This is a genomic window from Helicobacter canadensis MIT 98-5491 (assembly GCF_000162575.1).
GTDB classification, from domain to species: Bacteria; Campylobacterota; Campylobacteria; order Campylobacterales; family Helicobacteraceae; genus Helicobacter_D; species Helicobacter_D canadensis.
Genome location: NZ_CM000776.2, coordinates 776665 through 795643 on the forward strand (window position 1 = coordinate 776665; position 18979 = coordinate 795643).

Here is an 18979-nt window from a genome sequence, read left to right on the forward strand (position 1 = left end):
GATGATAAAAAAGGAAATTTTTGCGTTTAGTGTGATTGCGGCTTTAGCTTTGATTCCAAGTCATATGGAGGCAAGAGCGGCTATTAAGCAATTTAATAATAAGCAAGAATCGATTTTTGAGTTTTTAGCCGATGATATGGAATATAGCAAAACACAGATTATTGGCAAAGGTCATGTAACTATTATTAATCTTGATTATTTTGTTACTGCAAATAAAGCTATTTATGATACACAGAATCGGGAGATTATTTTAAGTGGAAATGTTAATGCCTATAAAGGAAATTCATTTTATTTAAAATCTAAGGAAGTTAAAATTAAGCTTCAAGAAGATTATTCTTTTTTGGAGCCTTTTTATTTGCAGGATTCTGAAAGCGGTTTGTGGGTGGATTCTCAAAGTGCAGAATTTAATAACAATGTTTATCAAATCAAAGAGGCTAATGTTTCTACTTGTAGCGTGAATAATCCTATTTGGAAAATTAAAGCTAAAGAGGGGGAATATGATGCCAATAAAGAATGGCTAACCATTTGGCATCCGCACCTTTGTATTTATGATGTGCCTGTGCTTTATTTTCCTTATTTGTCTTTTTCACTAGGCTATAAGAGAAAATCAGGTTTGCTTTATCCTATTGTTGGGAATTCTGGTGATGATGGATTGATTTATTCGCAACCTATTTTTATAGCACCAGATGATAATTGGGATATGACTTTTACACCACAAATTCGAACTAAAAGGGGTGGTGGATTTTATAATGAATTTCGTATTATTGATGATAAAGATGAGATTTTATGGGCTAATTTAGGCTTTTTTGCTAATAGTAGATCTTATCAACAAACTTATGACTTAGAGAATCGTAATCATTATGGATTCCAATTGAAATATGGTCGAGAGAATCTCTTTGCTAAGGAATCTAATTACTTTTATGAAGATGGATTGTATCTTGATATTTCACAGATTTCAGATATTGATTATTTTAGATTGCAAGATGAGAATGCTCAAAATATTGCAGATTTGCAAGGAAATTTACTCACTTCTAGAATGAATTATTATCTAAAAAGTAGCAAAGATTATTTAGGATTTTCTGCAAGGTATTATTCGGATTTGGAGCAAACAAGTAATGCTCGCACTTTGCAAACTTTACCGCAGATTCAATACCATCGCCAAATTGAAAATATTTTAGTAGATAATTTGTATTATGACTTTGATTATAAGGCAAATCACTTCACGCGTCCTATTGGTTATAGGGCTATTCAACAAGAAGCCAAGTTGCCGATTATTTACACACAGAGTTTATGGAATGATTTTGCGAATTTTTCATTTTCTCCTACTTTTTATGGCACAAGTGTAGATTATTCTAATGTAGAGAGAGGATTGAATTTAAAAAATGGAAGATATTTAAGTCAATATTATCAAATCAAACTCAATACAGATTTGGTTAAAAAATATGATCATTTTGGACACACACTTAGTTTAGAAGCAGAATATATTTTGCCAGGTTTTGAAGATAAAACAGGAGATTTTACAAACTTTTTTACTTTGCCTGGGGATAGGCAAGAATTTAGAGTAAAAGGAACACAAAATTTTTATACTTTAGATAATTCTTTGATTCTCTCTCACAAGATGGAGCAATATTTTTATTTTGAAGATAGTGGAGAAGAGTTAGGAGAATTAGAAAATGAAGTGCAATATTTTTTAAATCATCAATGGAGTTTTTTAAGCGATATTTTTTATTCACACAAAAGAGGAAGAATCTCTGAAGCAACACACCAAATAAATTATGAAAGTGATTATATTAATGCAAGTTTTGGGCATTTTATGCGAGAAAATTTTGCGCACGAAGATTTGCTAAATGGCAGGTTTGGAGAGGCAAATTATATTAATGCGGGTTTTAGAAAAGAATTTGAAAATTTTGATTTATTTGCAAGTGTGGGTTATGATTATAAAGAACGCTATCTTAAGACTTGGCAGGTTGGAATTGATACACAAATTCGATGCTTTTCATTTGGGATAAAATATGTGAGTGAAATTTATCCTATGCTAACTTCAAGGGGAGCTGAAGCAAGAGATGATAAATATGTTCTCTTGACTATCAAATTTATTCCACTTTTAAGTAGTGATGTGAAATTAGGAAATTAGTTGAGAGCGGAGGAATTATGGGTGGTATAACACATTCTTTAATGCGTAAGGCTTTGTTTGAAAATCGTGATGATGCACTTCAGAAATTACTCAATAATATGCCACTTAGTTTTTTTGAAAATCAAGATTGTATTGTGGTTGGGATTTCTTTTAATGGAATCTTGTTAGCAAATTCTTTAGCACAAGCTATCAAAGCGCCTTTGGCATTTCTTTTTACTTCACCGATTCTTGCTCCTAATAATCTAGAATGTGAAATTGCTATGGCAACAGAAACTCACGATGTTGTTATTAGTGATGCGTTGGTGCGTTCTTTTGAGATTAGCTTGGATTATATTTATGGAGAAGTGAAGCGGCAATATGAAGATAAAATGCTTCCATTAATCTATCAATATCGCAAAGGGAATCCTCTTATTTCACTGAAAAATAAGCGTGTTTTGTTGGTAGATGATGGGGTTGATAGTGGTTTAACTGCCCTTTCTGCGATAAAATCTGTTACAACTTTACAAGCAAAAACAATTTATTTTGCCACACCAGTAGCACCCTATGAAGTTACTAAGGTAATGGAAGAAGTAACTGATGGATTATTTTGCCTATATAAAACAAAAACTTTTGTAGATATTGAGTATTACTATAAGGATTATCCGCCTGTTGAATCAAATGTGATAGAAGAAATTTTTTCAAAAATACAATCATAAGCCTAAGGAGTAAAGAATGGGACAAGTAACTTTATCGTTTTTAGAAAAAGAAGAAAAATATATTTTTAATAAGTTTGCAAAGCAATGCAGCGGTAGTGTTTATTTGCAAAGTGGTAATAATGTTGTATTAGCAACTATAGCCATTGACACACAAGAAGTTGTAGAAGAGGATTTTTTGCCCTTAACGGTTCAATACATTGAAAAAGCCTATGCAGCAGGAAAATTTCCTGGTGGTTATATCAAAAGAGAAGCTAAACCTGGAGATTTTGAAACTTTGAGTGCTAGAATTATAGATCGAAGTTTGAGACCCCTTTTCCCAAAAGATTATTGTTATCCTACGCAAATTACCCTTATGGTTTTGAGTGCAGATGAAGATGCTGATTTGCAGCTTTTAGCGTTAAATGCCGCAAGTGCAGCACTTTATGTGAGTGAGATTCCACTAAGTTTTCCTGTGAGCGCAGTAAGGATTGGGAGAATAGAGGGTGAGTTTGTGATAAATCCTAGTTTAAAAGCATTAGAAGAGAGCACCTTGGATTTATTTGTAAGCGGTGTTAAAGAAGATTTATTGATGATTGAAATGAGAAGTTTTGGGGGAGTTGCTATTCATCAAGAAAATACAGAGTTTAGTGCCAATGAATTGAGTGAAGAAGAGATGATCGAGGTTTTAGAGATTGCTAAAAAGGCGATTTCTCAAAGAAGCCAAGCATTTGAAGAATCTTTTAAAGATTGTGTAAAAACTCCATTAGTCCTAGAAAATAAAAGAAAAAATTTTGTTTCAAGCGAGATTGTAGAATACATTAAAGAATCACATTTAGAAGAACTAAAAGACATTATTCAAAGCCTCTCTAAGACAGAGCGAAATAGTCTTTTACACGCTTTTGCAAGAAAAATCCAAAAAGAATGGGAAGAAAAGAATCTAAAAGAGATAGAATCACTTGAAAAGTGTGTGTTAGAGAGTGTATTAAAAATCAAGCGAGAGATAATTAGGACAATGATTCTAGAAGAATCCAAAAGGGCTGATGGGAGAGAATTAAAAGAAGTGCGCCCAATTAGCATTGAGACGAATTTTTTACCTAATGCACATTCTAGTGCGCTTTTTACGCGTGGGCAAACACAGGCTTTGGTGGTGGCTACTTTGGGTGGAGAAATGGATGCACAAAGCTATGAATTACTCACTGATAAAGCACCACTAAAAGAGCGTTTTATGGTGCATTATAATTTTCCACCCTTTAGTGTTGGGGAGGCAAGTAGTATTTCTGCACCCGGTAGAAGAGAGCTAGGACACGGGAATCTTGCTAAAAGAGCCTTGGAAGCAAGTGTGATTAATGGAGATTTAAAAACAATTCGCCTTGTTTCTGAGATTTTAGAATCCAATGGTTCTTCATCTATGGCAACGGTTTGCGGTGGATCTTTGGCATTAGCTGCTGCTGGGATTAAATGCACGAGTTTAATTGCTGGAGTGGCAATGGGACTTGTGTGTGAGAATGATAAATATGCGATTTTAACTGATATTATGGGCTTAGAAGATCACGATGGTGATATGGACTTTAAGATTGCTGGTTCTAGGAGAGGAATTACAGCAATGCAAATGGATATTAAGCTAGGTGGGCTTAAGAGTGAAATTTTGCAAAAGGCGTTAATGCAAGCCAAAGAAGCACGGAATCATATTTTGGATTTAATGGAAGAGGCAAAAGAAAAAATCGTGCTTAATGAATCAGTTTTGCCAAGCTCACAAATTTTTTCAATTGAGCCTAGCAAAATTATTGATGTAATTGGACAAGCAGGGAGAACGATTAAGGAAATTATTGAAAAATTTAGTGTTGCAGTGGATTTGAATCGTGAAAATGGTGAAGTAAAAGTTAGCGGAAGCAATAAAGAAAAAGTGGAAGCGGCTAAAATGCACATTTTAAAAATCATCAAAAATCCTCAAGAGCTTTATAAGATTGGTGATATTTATCAAGGCAAAGTGAAAAAGATTGTAGAGTTTGGTGCATTTGTGGAGTTGCCAAAAGGCTATGATGGGCTATTGCATATTTCAAAGATCACCAATAATCGCGAACAAAAAGTTTCTGATGTCTTAAAAGAGGGCGATAATGTAGAAGTTGAAGTGTTATCGCTTAGCAAAAATAAAGTGGAGTTAAAACTATTGCAGATTCTAGCCTAAATTTTGCTTTTAGGCTTATTTTTTAAATAATATAGTCGCAATCCATCTTGATAAATTTGTTTAAAAATTGTTTAGCCCTTTGTGTTTTGGGTTTTGTAAAAAATTCTTCGGGAGTTGCATCTTCTAGAATCTCCCCATCAGCCATAAAGAGAATTCTATCTGCTATTTTTCTAGCAAAATTAAGCTCATGCGTTACTAGAATCATTGTTTTATTGTGGATCATTTTAATAACATTTAGGACTTCATCTACAAGTTCTGGGTCGAGTGCGGAAGTTGGCTCATCAAAAAGTATAACTTCAGGGTTAAAAGCCAAAGCCCTAGCTATGCCTATTCTTTGTTGTTGTCCCCCACTTAGCATACTAGGATAGCGATTAGCTTTATCTTTTAATCCAACCATTTCTAAATATTCATAAGCAATATTTTCTGCTTCTGCCTTGCTGTATCGATGCACTGTGATTAGGGATTGTGTTATATTTTGGAGTGCTGTTTTGTTGGCAAAAAGATTATAGTTTTGAAAAACCATTCCCGTATTTTTTCTGATTTTAATTAGGTCTTGCTTTTTAATTTTATGGGAGAAATCAATTTTGATATTATTTAAAATCATAGTTCCACTATCGGCACATTCAAGGAGATTAATGCACCTTAAAAGTGTGCTTTTTCCTGATCCGCTTGGTCCTAAAATAGCATAGGTTTTGTTTTTTTGGATATTTAAAGATATATCTTTTAAAACTAAATGATTATGAAAGCTTTTGGATAAATGTTTGATGTCAATCATGATTTCCCCATCATTTTTTTATAGGAGAGTAGTTTGGTTTCAAGTATAGCAAAGCTTTTTTCTAGAAAAATGCTAATTACCCAATAAATGAGTGCAGCTATAATATAAACCTCTAAAAATTTAGAACTTCTATCTGCCTCTAATGTTGCTATTCCCATTATTTCTGGAACTGAAGCAGCAAAAACTAGTGAGGTTTCTTTAATAAGTATAATAAAGAAATTTAAAATATTAGGTAAAGCTAGAAGCATACTTTGCGGTAAAATAATAATAAATAAAGCTTGAGTGGTGTTCATTCCTACACTATAAGCTGCTTCTAGCTGCCCTTTGTCTATGCTTAAAATAGAGCTTCTAAAAATTTCACTAAGGTATGCAGAGCAATATAAAGCATATACGAGATACATAAAGTAGATAGCATCAATACCGGAAATATCAATGTTTAAGCCATATTGATGATTAAAATACCTAAGCACCAAAGGTATGCCATAATAGGCTAAGAAAATCTGAACTAGAACAGGAATTCCTCTAAAAAAAGAAATGTATAAAGTAGCTAATTGAAATAGAATAGGAACTCTATAGATTCTTATTAAACTTAAAATTAATCCCAATATAGCTCCCAAGATAAAACCAACAATGGCAATAGCCAAGGAGATTGGAACTCCCTTTAATAAAGTAGGAAAGGCACTTAAGGCATATTCGAAGTCAAATAATTGCATTTTATTGACTTTGATCTACCCCAAAGTATTTCATAGAAAGATCGCGTAATTTGCCTGTTTCTTTTGCTTTTAATAAAGCCGCATCTATTTTTTGAATAAGATCATTTGATAGATTTTCTTTTCTAAAGACAAAATAAACTGGACTTTGAGAGATACGCTCATCAAGCACTTTTAAATTTAAATTTTGTTCTTTAATAATATCAGCAATAGAAGCAGGATCATTTAAATGAACATCTATTCTTTTATTGACTAAATCTTGCAATAATGGGATTAAGTCTTTATAATAGCGTATCTCTAAAATATTTCCATTTTGATTATTCCAATCTTCAAGGATTTTTGTATGTGCAGATCCTACAACACCACCAGCAATTTTTCCTTTCAAATCAGCAGTCGTGTTAATATCTGCATTATCAGCTCGAGTGACAAATTGCGAAGTGCTTACAAAGTAACTTTCTGCATTAAAGAGATATTTTTCTTCTCTTTCTTGTGTTTTAATGATTTGATTAGCAAGCATATCAAATCTAGCAGAATCTAAGCCCAAAAATAAAGCATTCCAAGGTGCATAATTGAAGCTAAAATTTAAAGATGGATCAATTTCTTGTAAGATTCTAACGACTTCAACATCATAGCCAGTTATTTTTCCATCTTTATCAACATAAGAAAAAGGCTTATAGGCACCCTCACTACCAACTTTTATGCTTTGTGTATTTTCTGTGTTAGAGCAAGCATTAAAAAGAAATGCAATTAATGCTATTAATAATAATTTTATTTTCATAGAATTCCTTTAAATTTTATTTAATGCAAAGTCTAGGGCTGATATTAAGTCTTCTTTCTCTTCTAACCCTACAGAGAATCTTAAGAGATTTTTAGTGATATTCATTTGCTTTTTGATATTTTCATCAACACTGCCATGGCTCATATAATAGGGACAACCAAAAAGACTTTCAACACCGCCTAAACTTTCTGCTAGAATAAATAAATCAAGATTTTGTGCAAAACGCTTCATACCCTCTTCATCTGTATCCAAATAAGCACTTACGACAGCCCCAAATAAACCATTCATTTGCTCTTTAGCTAAATTATGTTGAGGGTGAGAATCTAAGCCTGGATACAAAACTTTTTTAATTTTTTTATGTTTTTCTAGGAATCTAGCCACAGCAAAGGCATTTTCGCATTGCTTTTGGACACGCAATTTTAAAGTTTTAACACCCCTTGCATTAAGATAAGAATCAAAAGGACTTAAAATCATTCCTGTGCTATTTGAAACAAAACGAAGTTTTTCATAAAGTTTTTCATCATTAAGACAAATGGCACCAGCAATACTATCGCTATGCCCATTGATATATTTAGTTAAGCTATGCAAAACAACATCAGCACCAAGCTCCAATGGTTGTTGTAAAAATGGTGTTGCAAAGGTATTATCAACTATGCTTAAGATATTGTGCTCTTTTGCAAGATTGCAAATTGCTTTAATATCACATATTTGCAAAAGAGGATTTGTGGGCGATTCAAGCCAAATGGCTTTAGTGTTTGCATTAATAGCGTTTTTGATATTTTCTATTTTTGTCATATCTACATAAGTTACTTTAATGCCAAAATGATTAAACACAAAACTAAGTAATCTTCTAGTTCCGCCATAAATATCATCAAAGCAAATGACTTCATCGCCACTTTTAAGAAAACTAAGAATAGCTACACTTTCTGCAGCTTGACCACTAGCATAGGCAATACAATGCTTTGCATTTTCTAAAGCCGCCACCTTTTTTTCTAAGACTTCTCTTGTTGGGTTTGTTAGTCTAGAGTAGCTAAAGCCTTTAATATTATTTTCATAATCAGGTTTTGCAAAAGTGCTAGAGAGATGTATAGGGGAAATAACATCGCTTGAAGTGTGTCCGCTTAGATTTGGATTTTCAGCCGTAGTAATGGCTTTAGTATTAAAGTTCATAAAAACCTCTTATTTAAAATTTAGGATATTTTAAGCTATCTTGGAAATTATATTGATAGAAAATAAATATAAACTTAAATTTAAGCAATTCTGCTAAGCCTAAAGTGTGCTATGTGGTAATATCACTCAATTATTTTTTAAATCTTAACAAATCTTTCAATAATAAGAATAAAAAGCTTTTGTTTTAAAAAGGGTGATAATGTGGAAGTTGAAGTGTTATCGCTTAGTAAAAACAAAGTGGAGTTAAAACTATTGCAGATTCTAGCCTAAAATTTTTTGGCTTGTTTTGTGAATCTGTCTAGAAATGTTTTAAAAAGGTATTTTTTCAATACCTCTTGTTTTTGGGATTGTAAAAGCGGAAGTGCAGAATCTAAAAAAGAAATTTGAGATTGGATTGTCTCAATGCTTTGTGCGATTTTGGTTTGAATCTCAAGCGGTGGAAGTGGGATTGTAAATGATTCTAAATCTTCCGTATTGATGCTTGGATAAGATGATTTTGGCATTTTGATTTTCATTTGTTGCATTAAATCATCTGAGAACATAAAGCAATAATAAACAAATTGTGATTTTACAAGATTTTCTTTACCTTGCAAAATGGCAAATCCTGTCGAAAATATAGAATCTTTTATCTCGTTTTTAAGATACGCAAATCCTTTTAAGTAAGGTCGGACAGTCGAGATAATCACACTATCAGCCCTAGCTATCCTTCTTGCTCTTGTTGGTAATTTTCTGCAAGAAATTTTATCATTAAAGTTGATTTTCCCTGTTCCTTTTTCAATGCTATCAATATCAATGTATAACATTTCACCTTCATCATTGCTTGGATTATAGGTTTCCTGATTAATATTGCATATTTTACATAGTTTTGCTTTTTCCCATCCATTGCTTGGTGGAGTTGGGAGAGTGTTTAGGGTATTTGTTAGATTCTGCAAAAATGCCTTAGAATCTTGTTTTGTCTTTCCTAAAAGCTCAAAGTCAAGTTTGGATTCCAACTCTGCTAAAGACATTAGGATAGAATCAAAATCTTTTGTAGATTCTGTAGTAATCCCACAATGCCAAAGAATTGCTTTAATGAGTTCTTGGTATGCCTTGATACTTTGCTCTATTGTGTTGCATTGTGATTCTAAGCTTTCACATTCTGCAACGATTTGTTTTTGAATCTCAAGCGGTGGAAGCGGGATTTTTAAAGTAGCTAAATTATTTCTTGTAATTTGTGGTTGTGCCGAACCTGTAATAACGCTCTTTATGTTTGATAAAGGCAGAATATAAACTAAAAATTTTTTTGAAATTAAGTTCTTTTCTAGTGGGGTTATTATCATTGCATTGCCCGTAATCCAAGAATTTGGCTCTGTATAATTTATCGCTCCACAAGTTGCACCTCTGCAAGTCATCGCTACTTCAGAATCTTTATGATTGTATTGATTGTAAAACCCTATAACTCCATTTGCACCATAAACCTTATAATCTCCCTTTTCTAAAATTTCTTTTGCTGTGATAGTTTTTGGTTGATACATTTTGCAAATAGATTCCAATTTCACCAATTCATATTTAGAATTTGCAAAAGGGTTGGATTGCACACTATTAGAATCGTTAGAATGCGGATTAAGACTAATCGCTTTATTAAACTCCACTTTTTCAAAATCTATCATATCAATTAGTCTTGCAGATTCTAAAAACTCATTATTCTTGTTGTTTTTTTCTTGTCTTAAGAATTGTTGCAAAAAATTTGCATCAATATCTTTAGAATCTAAATATTTTACAAAATGGCTTAGTATCGCAAAACTAATAGAATTGACACAAAAACGATTATTAGGATTAAAGAGCGGTGTATCTATGTAGTTTATGTTGTTTTCTACTACGCCACTTTTCATAAAATAGTGAATACCTTCTTGTCCCTTTTTGCTACTCCAGTAATAGCCTAAAAATTTCTTTTGTTTTTCATTATCTTTTGGAGCTTTTATAATTAAGGGTTCTGAATCTAGTGCGTAGCAAAAATATAAAAATTTCTCTGCTTCTTTTTGCTTGATAAATTCTTGTAGGGTTTGGCTTGGTGTAAAGGGATATTTGTCTTTATACTTTTTGGTTTTGCTATTATATTTCTCCTTTTCTTTTTTTAGTATGTCATTGTAGGTTTGTATGTACTCTTTAAAATTATTGTGGTGTATAGAATCTATATTTTCCAATACACCAAAAAATAATTTTTCTATCATTTTATATTTATACCTCATAAAATTAGCATAAGAGTGCAAAAGCTCATCTAACTCTTCTTTATAAGGATTGTCTGTTTTATCTTCCATAATGAGTTTATAAAAATATTGTGCCCTTGTCTCTTGTGTAGTTATGTTTTTATCTCTTAGCTTTTTTATAGCAAAAAGGATTATAGGCTGTGTGCCGGTTTTAAAGAATGTTTGATTACCAAACTCACAAATGGCAATAATATAAAAGTCTCTTAATAAAATCTCTCTTGTTTGTATGGTTATCGTATCGTTATTTGAAAAGATAGAACTAGGAAGCACAAGAGATAAAAGTCCGTAAGACTCTAGGACTTGTGAGGCTTTCTCTATAAAAAAGCATTCTATTTTGTCAGTATCAAGGCTTATATTTTTATTAAAAAGTGTGTAGGATTCTTTTTCTGTCTTATTTAATGTTCGCAAAAATCCATCTACTGAGTAGGGCGGATTTGAAATAATGGTGTTTATGGAATCATTTTCTATTATTCCATGTTTTAATGCATCATCGTATTTTATATCCATTGTCTTGCCATACATAAAAGACGCTATTGCGGATATTTTTGCTAGGCGTTGGTCTTTATCAATTCCTTTGTATTGCACTTCATAAGTATTGTTTATTTTAGAATATTCGCTTAGAAAATGTCCTGCTCCACAAGCAAAATCTAGCACTCTAGAATCTTTCAATACGGGTAGGGAATAAATGATGAAATTCACCAAAGGCACAGGGGTAAAATACTGCCCTTCATGCTGTGGCATATCATGAATGTAAGATTCAAAAAAATCGCCTAAGAATTGGGAATTATCCTCGCTAAACTTAATATCCTCTAGCATTAGCACAACTTGTAAGAGAATATTGAAATTTTTATTAAAAAGTTCTTTGTTATGCACTTCTAAAAAATTAAAATCACCATTTTGAAAATATTTTAAATCATTAAAAATATTTTCTATATTGTTTCGACTTGGAGTGTCTTTGTATCGATTGCTAAAAGCATTATCTATATCGTTTTTTGAATAATATATAATATTTATGTTTAGATATTTTTGCATTCCTTTTTGATAGAGGTATTGCAATCTATCTACTAGGGAAAAGGCATCATCAGCACTAAAGCCACCCCAACTAAACCTCAAATCTTCCTTATGTTCAGCTTCATCTGTAATTTTGCATAGTAATAAATTCATAATTTTATTTAGTGCAACGCCTCTATCGCCAACTCCTGAATAGCGTAAAATCGTAGCCCATTGATGTTTTTTTCTTTGCATTGAAGAATAGTCTAAGGATTTTAAAGATTCAAAAGTTGGCTTTAATTGTGTGATTTTATAGGCTTGTATTTTATTTTCAAAGATTCCATTTGTTGCATAATCGCTCGAATATGTTTCTTTCCATACTTTAAAAAGTTCTTCATTGTTATGTGCATCTTTATAACCAATTGCCTTTTGCTCATAGTTGCTTTGTTGGTTTAGTGTTGCTTCATTATCGATCACACTAATAATATAATTTTCATAAGTAAGCAAACTTTGATTAAAGTCGCTTGTGTAGAGACATAGATATTTCACACCTCTTTCTTGTTGAAAATAGGAGAAAAGTTGTCCGCCATTTTCTAGCATTTTTGCCCATTCTTTGGCAAACTCGCTATTTTTAGAATCTGTGGTTTTGCACTCGATGAGTAAATAAGGATTGTCTTGACGATCTCGCACCAAAATATCTGCTTTGCCACCTTTTGCATCACGCCCTAGATTCCACTTTGGCTCTAGTTCTAAGTGTTTTGGCTTATAACCCTTTTGTAAGAGCCTATGCACACATTCAAAAACGACGAAATTTTCTGGGTGAGAAAAGTTTGAAGTGGTTTCGTCGTGGATTGTGATTTGCTCTGGGTAGATGATTTTTTGGTTGGCACAATCCACTTCTAGGCTAATAGAATCTCTTAGAATCTTTTTATACTTTTTACCTTCTTTTGTAAATCCTAGAGAATCTAAAAGTAATTCTATATTTTGTTTTGTAATCATTTTAGCACCTTATAGATTATTTGTATTTTATTTTTTATTTTAAAGCACAAATTTAATGCGAGAATCTTTTTGCAAATCTGCAAAGATTTTATCTCTTTCTTCTTTGGTTTCTACATCGATTTCTAAATTAATACTATGGTATTTTCCACCGCTACTTTCTTTGCCTAGCGTGTGAATGAATTCTTTTTCGATGATTTCAAAAGCGGCTTCTATGAGTTCGTTTTTGCTATTGCCGATGATTCGGTAATGCCAAGAGCAAGGGTATTGAATTTCGTTTTTATTTTCCATAAAATTTCCTAGTGTGAGATTTGAAAGATTTCTTTTGCCCATTGTGGAATCTTGGTGATTCTTTGGGTGGTGGATTCAAGACAAACAAGCGTGATAATGGCAGTAAAAATAGGCTTAGAATCTGATTTCTCAAGGCTATTTTTTTGCAAAGAATCTCTTAAGATAGTTTGTTTTAGAGTAATAGAGACGTTTTTTTGCTCTAGAATCTCGGTGTGAATGGTTAGCAAATCTCCAAGTTTAGCTGGAGAGAGAAAGTCTAAAGTCATATTTTTTACTACAAAACCAATATTATTTTGTTGGGGCAAAATGCCTTGAGAAAAAAACCATTCACTCCTTGCTCTCTCGCAATACTTAAGATAATTTGAGTGATAGACGATTCCGCCGCAATCTGTGTCTTCATAGTAGATTCTTGTTTGATACATTTGGCTTCCTTCTATTTTGTAAAGGGTATTTTATCTTTTTGGTAGTTTAAAAGCAAATTACAAAGTTTGAGAATTGTAAAGTTTAAAAATTGAAAGCTTGAGAATAGATTTAAAAATCTGGGATTTAAAATAAAGATGGTGCGGAAAAGAGGACTTGAACCTCCATGCCTTGCGGCGCCAGATCCTAAGTCTGGTGCGTCTGCCAGTTTCGCCATTTCCGCAGGATAAAGACTGAAATTCTATCTAAAATAACTTAATTTAAAATGAAAAGCCAAAAAATTATTGAAATTTTTTGAGTGCTTTATAATTTAGAGTGCTTTTTGGGAATTGCATAGAAATACAATGGAGGCTTCCGTGTTGGCGGATTAAAACAGAGCAATCAATGGGGATAATTTTATGCTTTGGGAGAGCTTTTTGGAGAATCTCGATTGCCTTTTTGTCGTTTTTATCGCGATAAATTGGCAACAAAACAGCACCATTTAAAAATAAGAAATTAGCATAGGTTGCTGGTAGTCGCTCATTATGAAAATACTTAGCCTCACAAAAGGGTAAAGCGACAAGTTTAAAGGGCTTTTGATCAAGATTTTTTAATTTTTTTAGTTCTTTTTCCATTTTGGCTAAGGCTTGGTAATGTTCATCGTTTTTATCTTCGCATTTGAGATAAGCAATGGTGTTTTTATCGATGAATCTAGCTAAAGTATCGATATGGCTATCGGTGTCATCTCCTGCTAAATAGCCGTAGTTAAGCCATAGAATCTTTTTAGCTCCAAAATCTTTTTTGAGGATTTTTTCAATCTTGTTTTGGGAATAGGCTGGATTGCGATTTGATTCTAAGAGGCATTGAGTGTTTGTAAGTATGATTCCCTCGCCATTTGATTCGATGCTTCCGCCCTCTAAAATGATTTTTTTGGTTTTAATTTGTTTAAAAATTCCTAATTTGTAGAGTTTTTGGGTTACATTATTGTCGTAATTGGCTGCAAATTTTAATCCCCAACCATTAAACCCATAATCTAGCACAAGATTTTGCCCTTGATAGTTAATAGTGATTCCCCCAAAATCTCTTGCCCAAGTATCATTAGTTGGTATTTCTATGAGATAGAGATTTTTTAAATATTTGGGATTCCATTGAGAATTTTTGGCGTAACTTTTGATAATTTGTTTTACTTCTTCTTTGTTTTGACATAAAATAAGACAGGATTGGAGTTGAATAATTTCATAAATGATTTGACAATAAACTTCTCTAACTTCGGCTAAATATTCTCTCCAATCAGAATCTTGATGAGGAAAAGCTAGGAGAATACCATCTTGTTTAGCCCATTCGGCATAAAATTTTTTCATTGTTGTTGCTCTTTTTTAAAAAAATGTCGATATTATTATATACAAATTTTTGGTCAAGGAGGACAATATGCCAATACAATCTCTTAAAAGTGGTGTTGATTATACGCAAGAATTGCAATCTGCAATGAGTTCTAGTCCGCTATCAAAGGAGACTTCTAGTGTAGAGGAGAGACAAAAAAAGATTCAAGAAGCCGCTTCAAAGGTTGATGCAAAATCGGTGATGACAGGCTATATTGTGCAATTTCAAATGGAAATAAGCATTGAAGCTAAAAATAATTTTGGTGCACAAGGAGTTGCTGGATTTATGGGGACAAGTGCTTCTGAAGATCCTGCTAAACTTAATAGCATTTTAAGTGGATTAGATTTAGAAAAGATTGGTTATGATGGCAAAGCATTGCAAGATTTAACTACACAGGAAGCGAAAGATTTAATTAGCGAAGAAGGGTTTTTTGGGGTTAGTCAAACTTCAGATAGAATTGCAGATTTTGTTTTAGCGGGTGCAGGTGATGATGTAGAAAAGCTTCAAGCAGGGAGAGAGGGAATCATACGCGGTTATGAACAAGCAGAAAAAACTTGGGGCGGAGAATTGCCAGATATTAGCAAAGAAACCTTGCAAAAAGCTTTAGAAAAAATTGATAAGAAGCTTTCAGAACTTGGCGTAAATGTCTTGGAGCAGGAAGTGTAGAGTTGATTTAGCAAAGACAAGGGATAATTATTTGATTTTAAGTATTGAAAGCAGTTGTGATGATAGCTCTATAGCTATCACGCAAATCAAGGATAAAAAGATTGTTTTTCATCAAAAAATCTCACAAGAAAGGGAGCATTCTAGTTATGGGGGAGTGGTTCCTGAAATTGCAAGTCGTTTGCACGCAGAGATTCTTCCACAAATCTTAGAGCACACTAAACCTTATTTTAAAGACTTAAAAGCTATTGCAGTTACGACAGAACCGGGATTAAATATTACTTTAATGGAAGGTTTAATGATGGCAAAAACCCTAAGTTTTGCACTTGAAATTCCTCTTATTAGCGTGAATCATCTTAAAGGGCATTTGTATTCGCTTTTTTTGGAGCAAGAAGCAATTTTTCCTTTGGGTGCTTTGCTAGTCTCTGGTGGTCATACAATGTTGCTTGAAGCAAGAAGTTTTAATGAAATTAATATTATCGCACAAACTATTGATGATAGTTTTGGAGAGAGCTTTGATAAGGTTTCAAAAATGCTTGGGCTTGGTTATCCTGGGGGTCCTATTGTAGAATTTCAAGCACAAAAAGGCAATGATAGGGCTTTTGAATTGCCCTTGCCCCTAAAAAGCAGAAAGGATTTTGCTTTTAGTTTTTCTGGGTTAAAAAATGCTGTGCGACTAGTCATTCAAAAACAAGAAATACAAAGTAAGGCTTTTGTGGAGGATATTTGTGCGAGTTTTCAGAGGGTAGCGATTGAACATTTGAGCAAAAAAACCCAAATATTTTTTGAGAAAAATTCTAAGAGTATGGATTCTTGGAAGTATTTTGGAGTGATTGGTGGGGCTAGTGCCAATCTTGTATTGCGCAATGAGATTCAAAGAATATGTGATTATTATGGAGTTACATTGCTTTTGGCGCCTTTGGAGTATTGTTCGGATAATGCAGCAATGATAGGCAGGGTTGCTTTAGAATCATACCTTAGAGGCGAGTTTGGTGATTTTAATTTGCAAGTGAAACCTAGAGTGTCAAGCCTCTAAGTTTGCGAGTTTAAATAAAAAACATTGGAATTATTTAAGAATATCAGCAATCTTTTCTAATGAAAGTTGATTTTGTTGTTCCCCATTTTGCATATTTTTTAGTGAAGCACTATGGGTGGCTTGTTCGCTTTCTCCAGTTATGATTACCCATTCATAGCCTTTATTGTTGGCGTATTTAAAAGCCTTTTGTGGTTTGATGACTTCTGGATAAACTTCAATTTTTATTCCAAGTTCTCTTAAGCTTTTTGCGGTGGTGTAGGCGTATTGGAGATTGTTAAGTGGGATTAAAATAGCTTTGGCAGGTGTGCTAGAAGTAATCAGTCCTAATTCTTCTAATCCTGCTAAAAGTCTATCAAGTCCAATACTTGCACCCACTCCACTCATTTTTTCATTGGAAAAATTTTGTGTGAGATTATCATATCTACCTCCAGAACAAACTGAACCCAAAGTAGGTAAATCTCCCAATGTGGTTTCATAAATAATTCCTGTGTAATAGCCTAAGCCCCTTGCAATAGAAAGATTAATTTGATAAAAGCTTTGGGGGATTAGGGGAGCTAGAATCTCACAAAGTGATTCTAATTCTTCTAAACCTTCTTTAAGCGTTTGATTATAAGCTTTATAAGGAGAAAGTAAAGAGAGAAATTTAAGAGAATCACCCTCTTGTTTAAGTGCGATAAAATCAAGCAAAGTTTGGATTTGAGTGAGTGTAAGTGAGGTTTTTTCTTGGAGTTCTTTGCTTACAGAATCTTGTCCGATTTTATCAATTTTGTCAATGATTCTTAGGATTTCAGTAGTGTCTTCTTTGGCATTAAGCGATTCACACAAGCCATTAAAAATTTTGCGATTGTTAATGTGGATTGTGAAGTTTTTTAAGCCTAAATCGCTTAAGCTTTGGAAAATTACTTGTATAATCTCTGCATCACTCCCAATGCTTTGTGTTCCAATGAAATCAAAGTCACATTGTGTAAATTCTCTATAGCGTCCTTTTTGAGCCCTTTCACCACGAAAAACATTTCCTATACAATAGCGTTTAAAAGGCAATCCAAGTTCATTTTTGTATTGAGAAATAAATCGAGCAAGAGGCAAAGTCAAGTCAAATCGTAATGCCACTTCACGACCGCCATGATCAATGAAGTGATACATTTCTTTTTGGATTTCATCACTTCCTTGTTTTTTTAGAATCTCAGCATATTCTAAATGTGGGGTTTCAATGGGGGAGAATCCAAACTTTTCAAAGGAAGTTACAATGCTCTTTAGCATTTGTGATTTAGCATAAGCTTCTTTGGGGAGTCTGTCTTTAAAACCGCTAAGTGTGCGAGGTGTGATAGGCATTTTACACTCCAAATTTAATAATTTAAAATAGAAATTTTAGCAAGAAAAAAAAGAATAAAAAATAAAAAGGGTTAGATTTACATAAAATTTTATAAAAATATGCTATGATTATAGCTTTAATTTTTATTTGAAAACATACTTGAAGAAAGGTTAATTGTAATGAAAAAAGGAATTCACCCAGAATATGTGCCTTGTAAAGTAACTTGTGTTACAAGCGGAAAAGAGATTGAAGTGATGAGTGTTAAGCCAGAGTTGAGAATTGATATTTCTTCTTTTTGTCACCCTTTTTACACAGGTTCTGATAAAGTTGTAGATACTGCAGGTAGGGTAGAGAAGTTTAAACAAAGATATAATCTTAAATAACCATATTAAAATGGTTACTTTTCTTCCTACTCCAATAGGAAATTTACAAGACATTTCATTTCATACTTTAGAAGTTTTAGAGAGATGTGAAGTGCTTTTGTGTGAAGATACAAGAGTTACTAAAAAACTTCTCTCTTTGTTGATAGAACGCCGTTTTTTAAAAAACAAAATTTATCAATATATTCCCTTTCATACACACAATCAATCTGAATTTTTAAAACAAGTTTCTTTGGATTTTTTTTCACAAGACATTGCTTTTTTGAGTGATGCAGGTATGCCTTGTATTAGTGATCCTGGAGTGGAGTTGGTGAGATTTTTACAAACCAATGCTTTAGAGTATGAGGTGGTAGGTGGCATTAGTGCTTTAACTTTGGCGGTAGCTTTTAGTGGAATTGTAGAGAAAGAATTTACTTTTTTGGGATTCCCACCTCATAAGAAAAAAGAGCGTTTAGAAAATTTTGTAGAAAACTTTAAAAGTGCTTATCCTCTTGTTTATTATGAATCCCCTCATCGTTTGTTAGAAACACTAGAGATGATGTGTGAAGTGGATAGTCAAAGAGTAGTTTTTGTGGCAAAAGAACTCACTAAAAAATACCAACAAACTTACAAAGGCACACTTCAAGAAGTGCTAGAGCAATTGCAAAAAACTTCTATTAAGGGAGAATGGGTTGTGGTGCTAGAGAATAAAAAAGAGACAGAAAAAGAAAAGACACTCACTCAAGAAATGATTTATTTATTAGACATACCTCCAAAAATCAAAGCAAAGATATTGTCAAAACTAAACAATAAACCAGCAAGTGAATATTATGATTTGTTGTGTCAAAAATAAATAAGTATAAAAACAATGAAAATAGGAT

General features: G+C 32.9%; 16 protein-coding genes and 1 tRNA gene. 7 read left to right on the forward strand and 10 right to left on the reverse strand.

The features are described 5' to 3' along the window. Position 1: 1 nt before the first annotated feature. The 3 genes from HCAN_RS03920 to HCAN_RS03930 are packed head-to-tail and all read left to right on the forward strand — an operon-like array spanning position 2 to position 4993. The gene (locus HCAN_RS03920; RefSeq protein ID WP_034556449.1) at positions 2 to 2134 is read left to right on the forward strand and encodes an LPS-assembly protein LptD; all 2133 of its coding nucleotides are present in this window, start codon (positions 2 to 4) and stop codon (positions 2132 to 2134) included. A 17-nt stretch (positions 2135 to 2151) separates the two neighbouring features. Beyond that, the gene (locus tag HCAN_RS03925) at positions 2152 to 2829 is read left to right on the forward strand and encodes a phosphoribosyltransferase (protein WP_006655452.1); all 678 of its coding nucleotides are present in this window, start codon (positions 2152 to 2154) and stop codon (positions 2827 to 2829) included. A gap of 16 nt (positions 2830 to 2845) precedes the next feature. Next, positions 2846 to 4993, forward strand: a complete 2148-nt coding sequence (locus HCAN_RS03930; protein WP_006655453.1) for a polyribonucleotide nucleotidyltransferase — start codon at positions 2846 to 2848, stop codon at positions 4991 to 4993. Positions 4994 to 5015: 22 nt separating this feature from the next. Here the strand turns inward: HCAN_RS03930 and HCAN_RS03935 are convergent, their stop codons facing one another. The 9 genes from HCAN_RS03935 to HCAN_RS03975 form a co-directional block, all read right to left on the reverse strand. Further along, positions 5016 to 5768 carry an amino acid ABC transporter ATP-binding protein gene (locus HCAN_RS03935; protein ID WP_006655454.1) on the reverse strand — a complete coding sequence of 251 codons (753 nt, stop codon included), beginning with the start codon at positions 5766 to 5768 and terminating at the stop codon, positions 5016 to 5018. After that, a complete protein-coding gene (locus HCAN_RS03940) occupies positions 5765 to 6481 on the reverse strand; it encodes an amino acid ABC transporter permease (RefSeq protein ID WP_006656824.1) in 717 nt (238 codons plus the stop codon). The genes HCAN_RS03935 and HCAN_RS03940 overlap by 4 nt, the downstream gene beginning before the upstream one ends. Before the next feature lies 1 nt (position 6482). Further along, complete coding sequence (locus HCAN_RS03945) at positions 6483 to 7256, reverse strand: transporter substrate-binding domain-containing protein (protein ID WP_006655456.1); 774 nt, start codon at positions 7254 to 7256, stop codon at positions 6483 to 6485. A gap of 9 nt (positions 7257 to 7265) precedes the next feature. After that, positions 7266 to 8426, reverse strand: coding sequence for a trans-sulfuration enzyme family protein (locus tag HCAN_RS03950; protein WP_006655457.1), 1161 nt, complete (start codon positions 8424 to 8426; stop codon positions 7266 to 7268). Positions 8427 to 8692: 266 nt separating this feature from the next. Next, entirely contained in the window at positions 8693 to 12661 is a 3969-nt protein-coding gene (locus HCAN_RS03955; protein WP_006655458.1) for a restriction endonuclease subunit S, read from the reverse strand. 39 nt (positions 12662 to 12700) lie between these two features. Next, on the reverse strand, positions 12701 to 12949 hold the full coding sequence (locus HCAN_RS03960) for an HP0495 family protein (RefSeq protein WP_006656825.1): 249 nt from the start codon (positions 12947 to 12949) through the stop codon (positions 12701 to 12703). A gap of 8 nt (positions 12950 to 12957) precedes the next feature. Next, entirely contained in the window at positions 12958 to 13371 is a 414-nt protein-coding gene (locus HCAN_RS03965) for a YbgC/FadM family acyl-CoA thioesterase (protein WP_006655460.1), read from the reverse strand. 136 nt (positions 13372 to 13507) lie between these two features. Then, positions 13508 to 13592 (reverse strand) — tRNA-Leu (locus HCAN_RS03970). A 58-nt stretch (positions 13593 to 13650) separates the two neighbouring features. Next, a complete protein-coding gene (locus HCAN_RS03975; RefSeq protein WP_006655461.1) occupies positions 13651 to 14709 on the reverse strand; it encodes an agmatine deiminase family protein in 1059 nt (352 codons plus the stop codon). Between the two features lie 67 nt (positions 14710 to 14776). Here HCAN_RS03975 and HCAN_RS03980 point away from each other — a divergent pair, with 67 nt between their 5' ends. Together HCAN_RS03980 and tsaD are read left to right on the forward strand one after the other, a co-directional pair. After that, the gene (locus tag HCAN_RS03980; RefSeq protein ID WP_006655462.1) at positions 14777 to 15394 is read left to right on the forward strand and encodes an MspA family porin; all 618 of its coding nucleotides are present in this window, start codon (positions 14777 to 14779) and stop codon (positions 15392 to 15394) included. 31 nt (positions 15395 to 15425) lie between these two features. Further along, the gene (gene tsaD, locus HCAN_RS03985) at positions 15426 to 16427 is read left to right on the forward strand and encodes a tRNA (adenosine(37)-N6)-threonylcarbamoyltransferase complex transferase subunit TsaD (protein ID WP_006655463.1); all 1002 of its coding nucleotides are present in this window, start codon (positions 15426 to 15428) and stop codon (positions 16425 to 16427) included. Positions 16428 to 16457: 30 nt separating this feature from the next. Here the strand turns inward: tsaD and hisS are convergent, their stop codons facing one another. After that, complete coding sequence (hisS, locus tag HCAN_RS03990) at positions 16458 to 17759, reverse strand: histidine--tRNA ligase (RefSeq protein ID WP_006656827.1); 1302 nt, start codon at positions 17757 to 17759, stop codon at positions 16458 to 16460. A gap of 159 nt (positions 17760 to 17918) precedes the next feature. Here hisS and rpmE point away from each other — a divergent pair, with 159 nt between their 5' ends. Both rpmE and rsmI read left to right on the forward strand, forming a co-directional pair. After that, positions 17919 to 18122: a 50S ribosomal protein L31 gene (gene rpmE / locus HCAN_RS03995; RefSeq protein ID WP_005020629.1), complete on the forward strand. Its 204-nt coding sequence runs from the start codon at positions 17919 to 17921 to the stop codon at positions 18120 to 18122. A gap of 10 nt (positions 18123 to 18132) precedes the next feature. Beyond that, the gene (rsmI, locus tag HCAN_RS04000) at positions 18133 to 18951 is read left to right on the forward strand and encodes a 16S rRNA (cytidine(1402)-2'-O)-methyltransferase (protein WP_006655465.1); all 819 of its coding nucleotides are present in this window, start codon (positions 18133 to 18135) and stop codon (positions 18949 to 18951) included. Positions 18952 to 18979 lie beyond the last annotated feature (28 nt).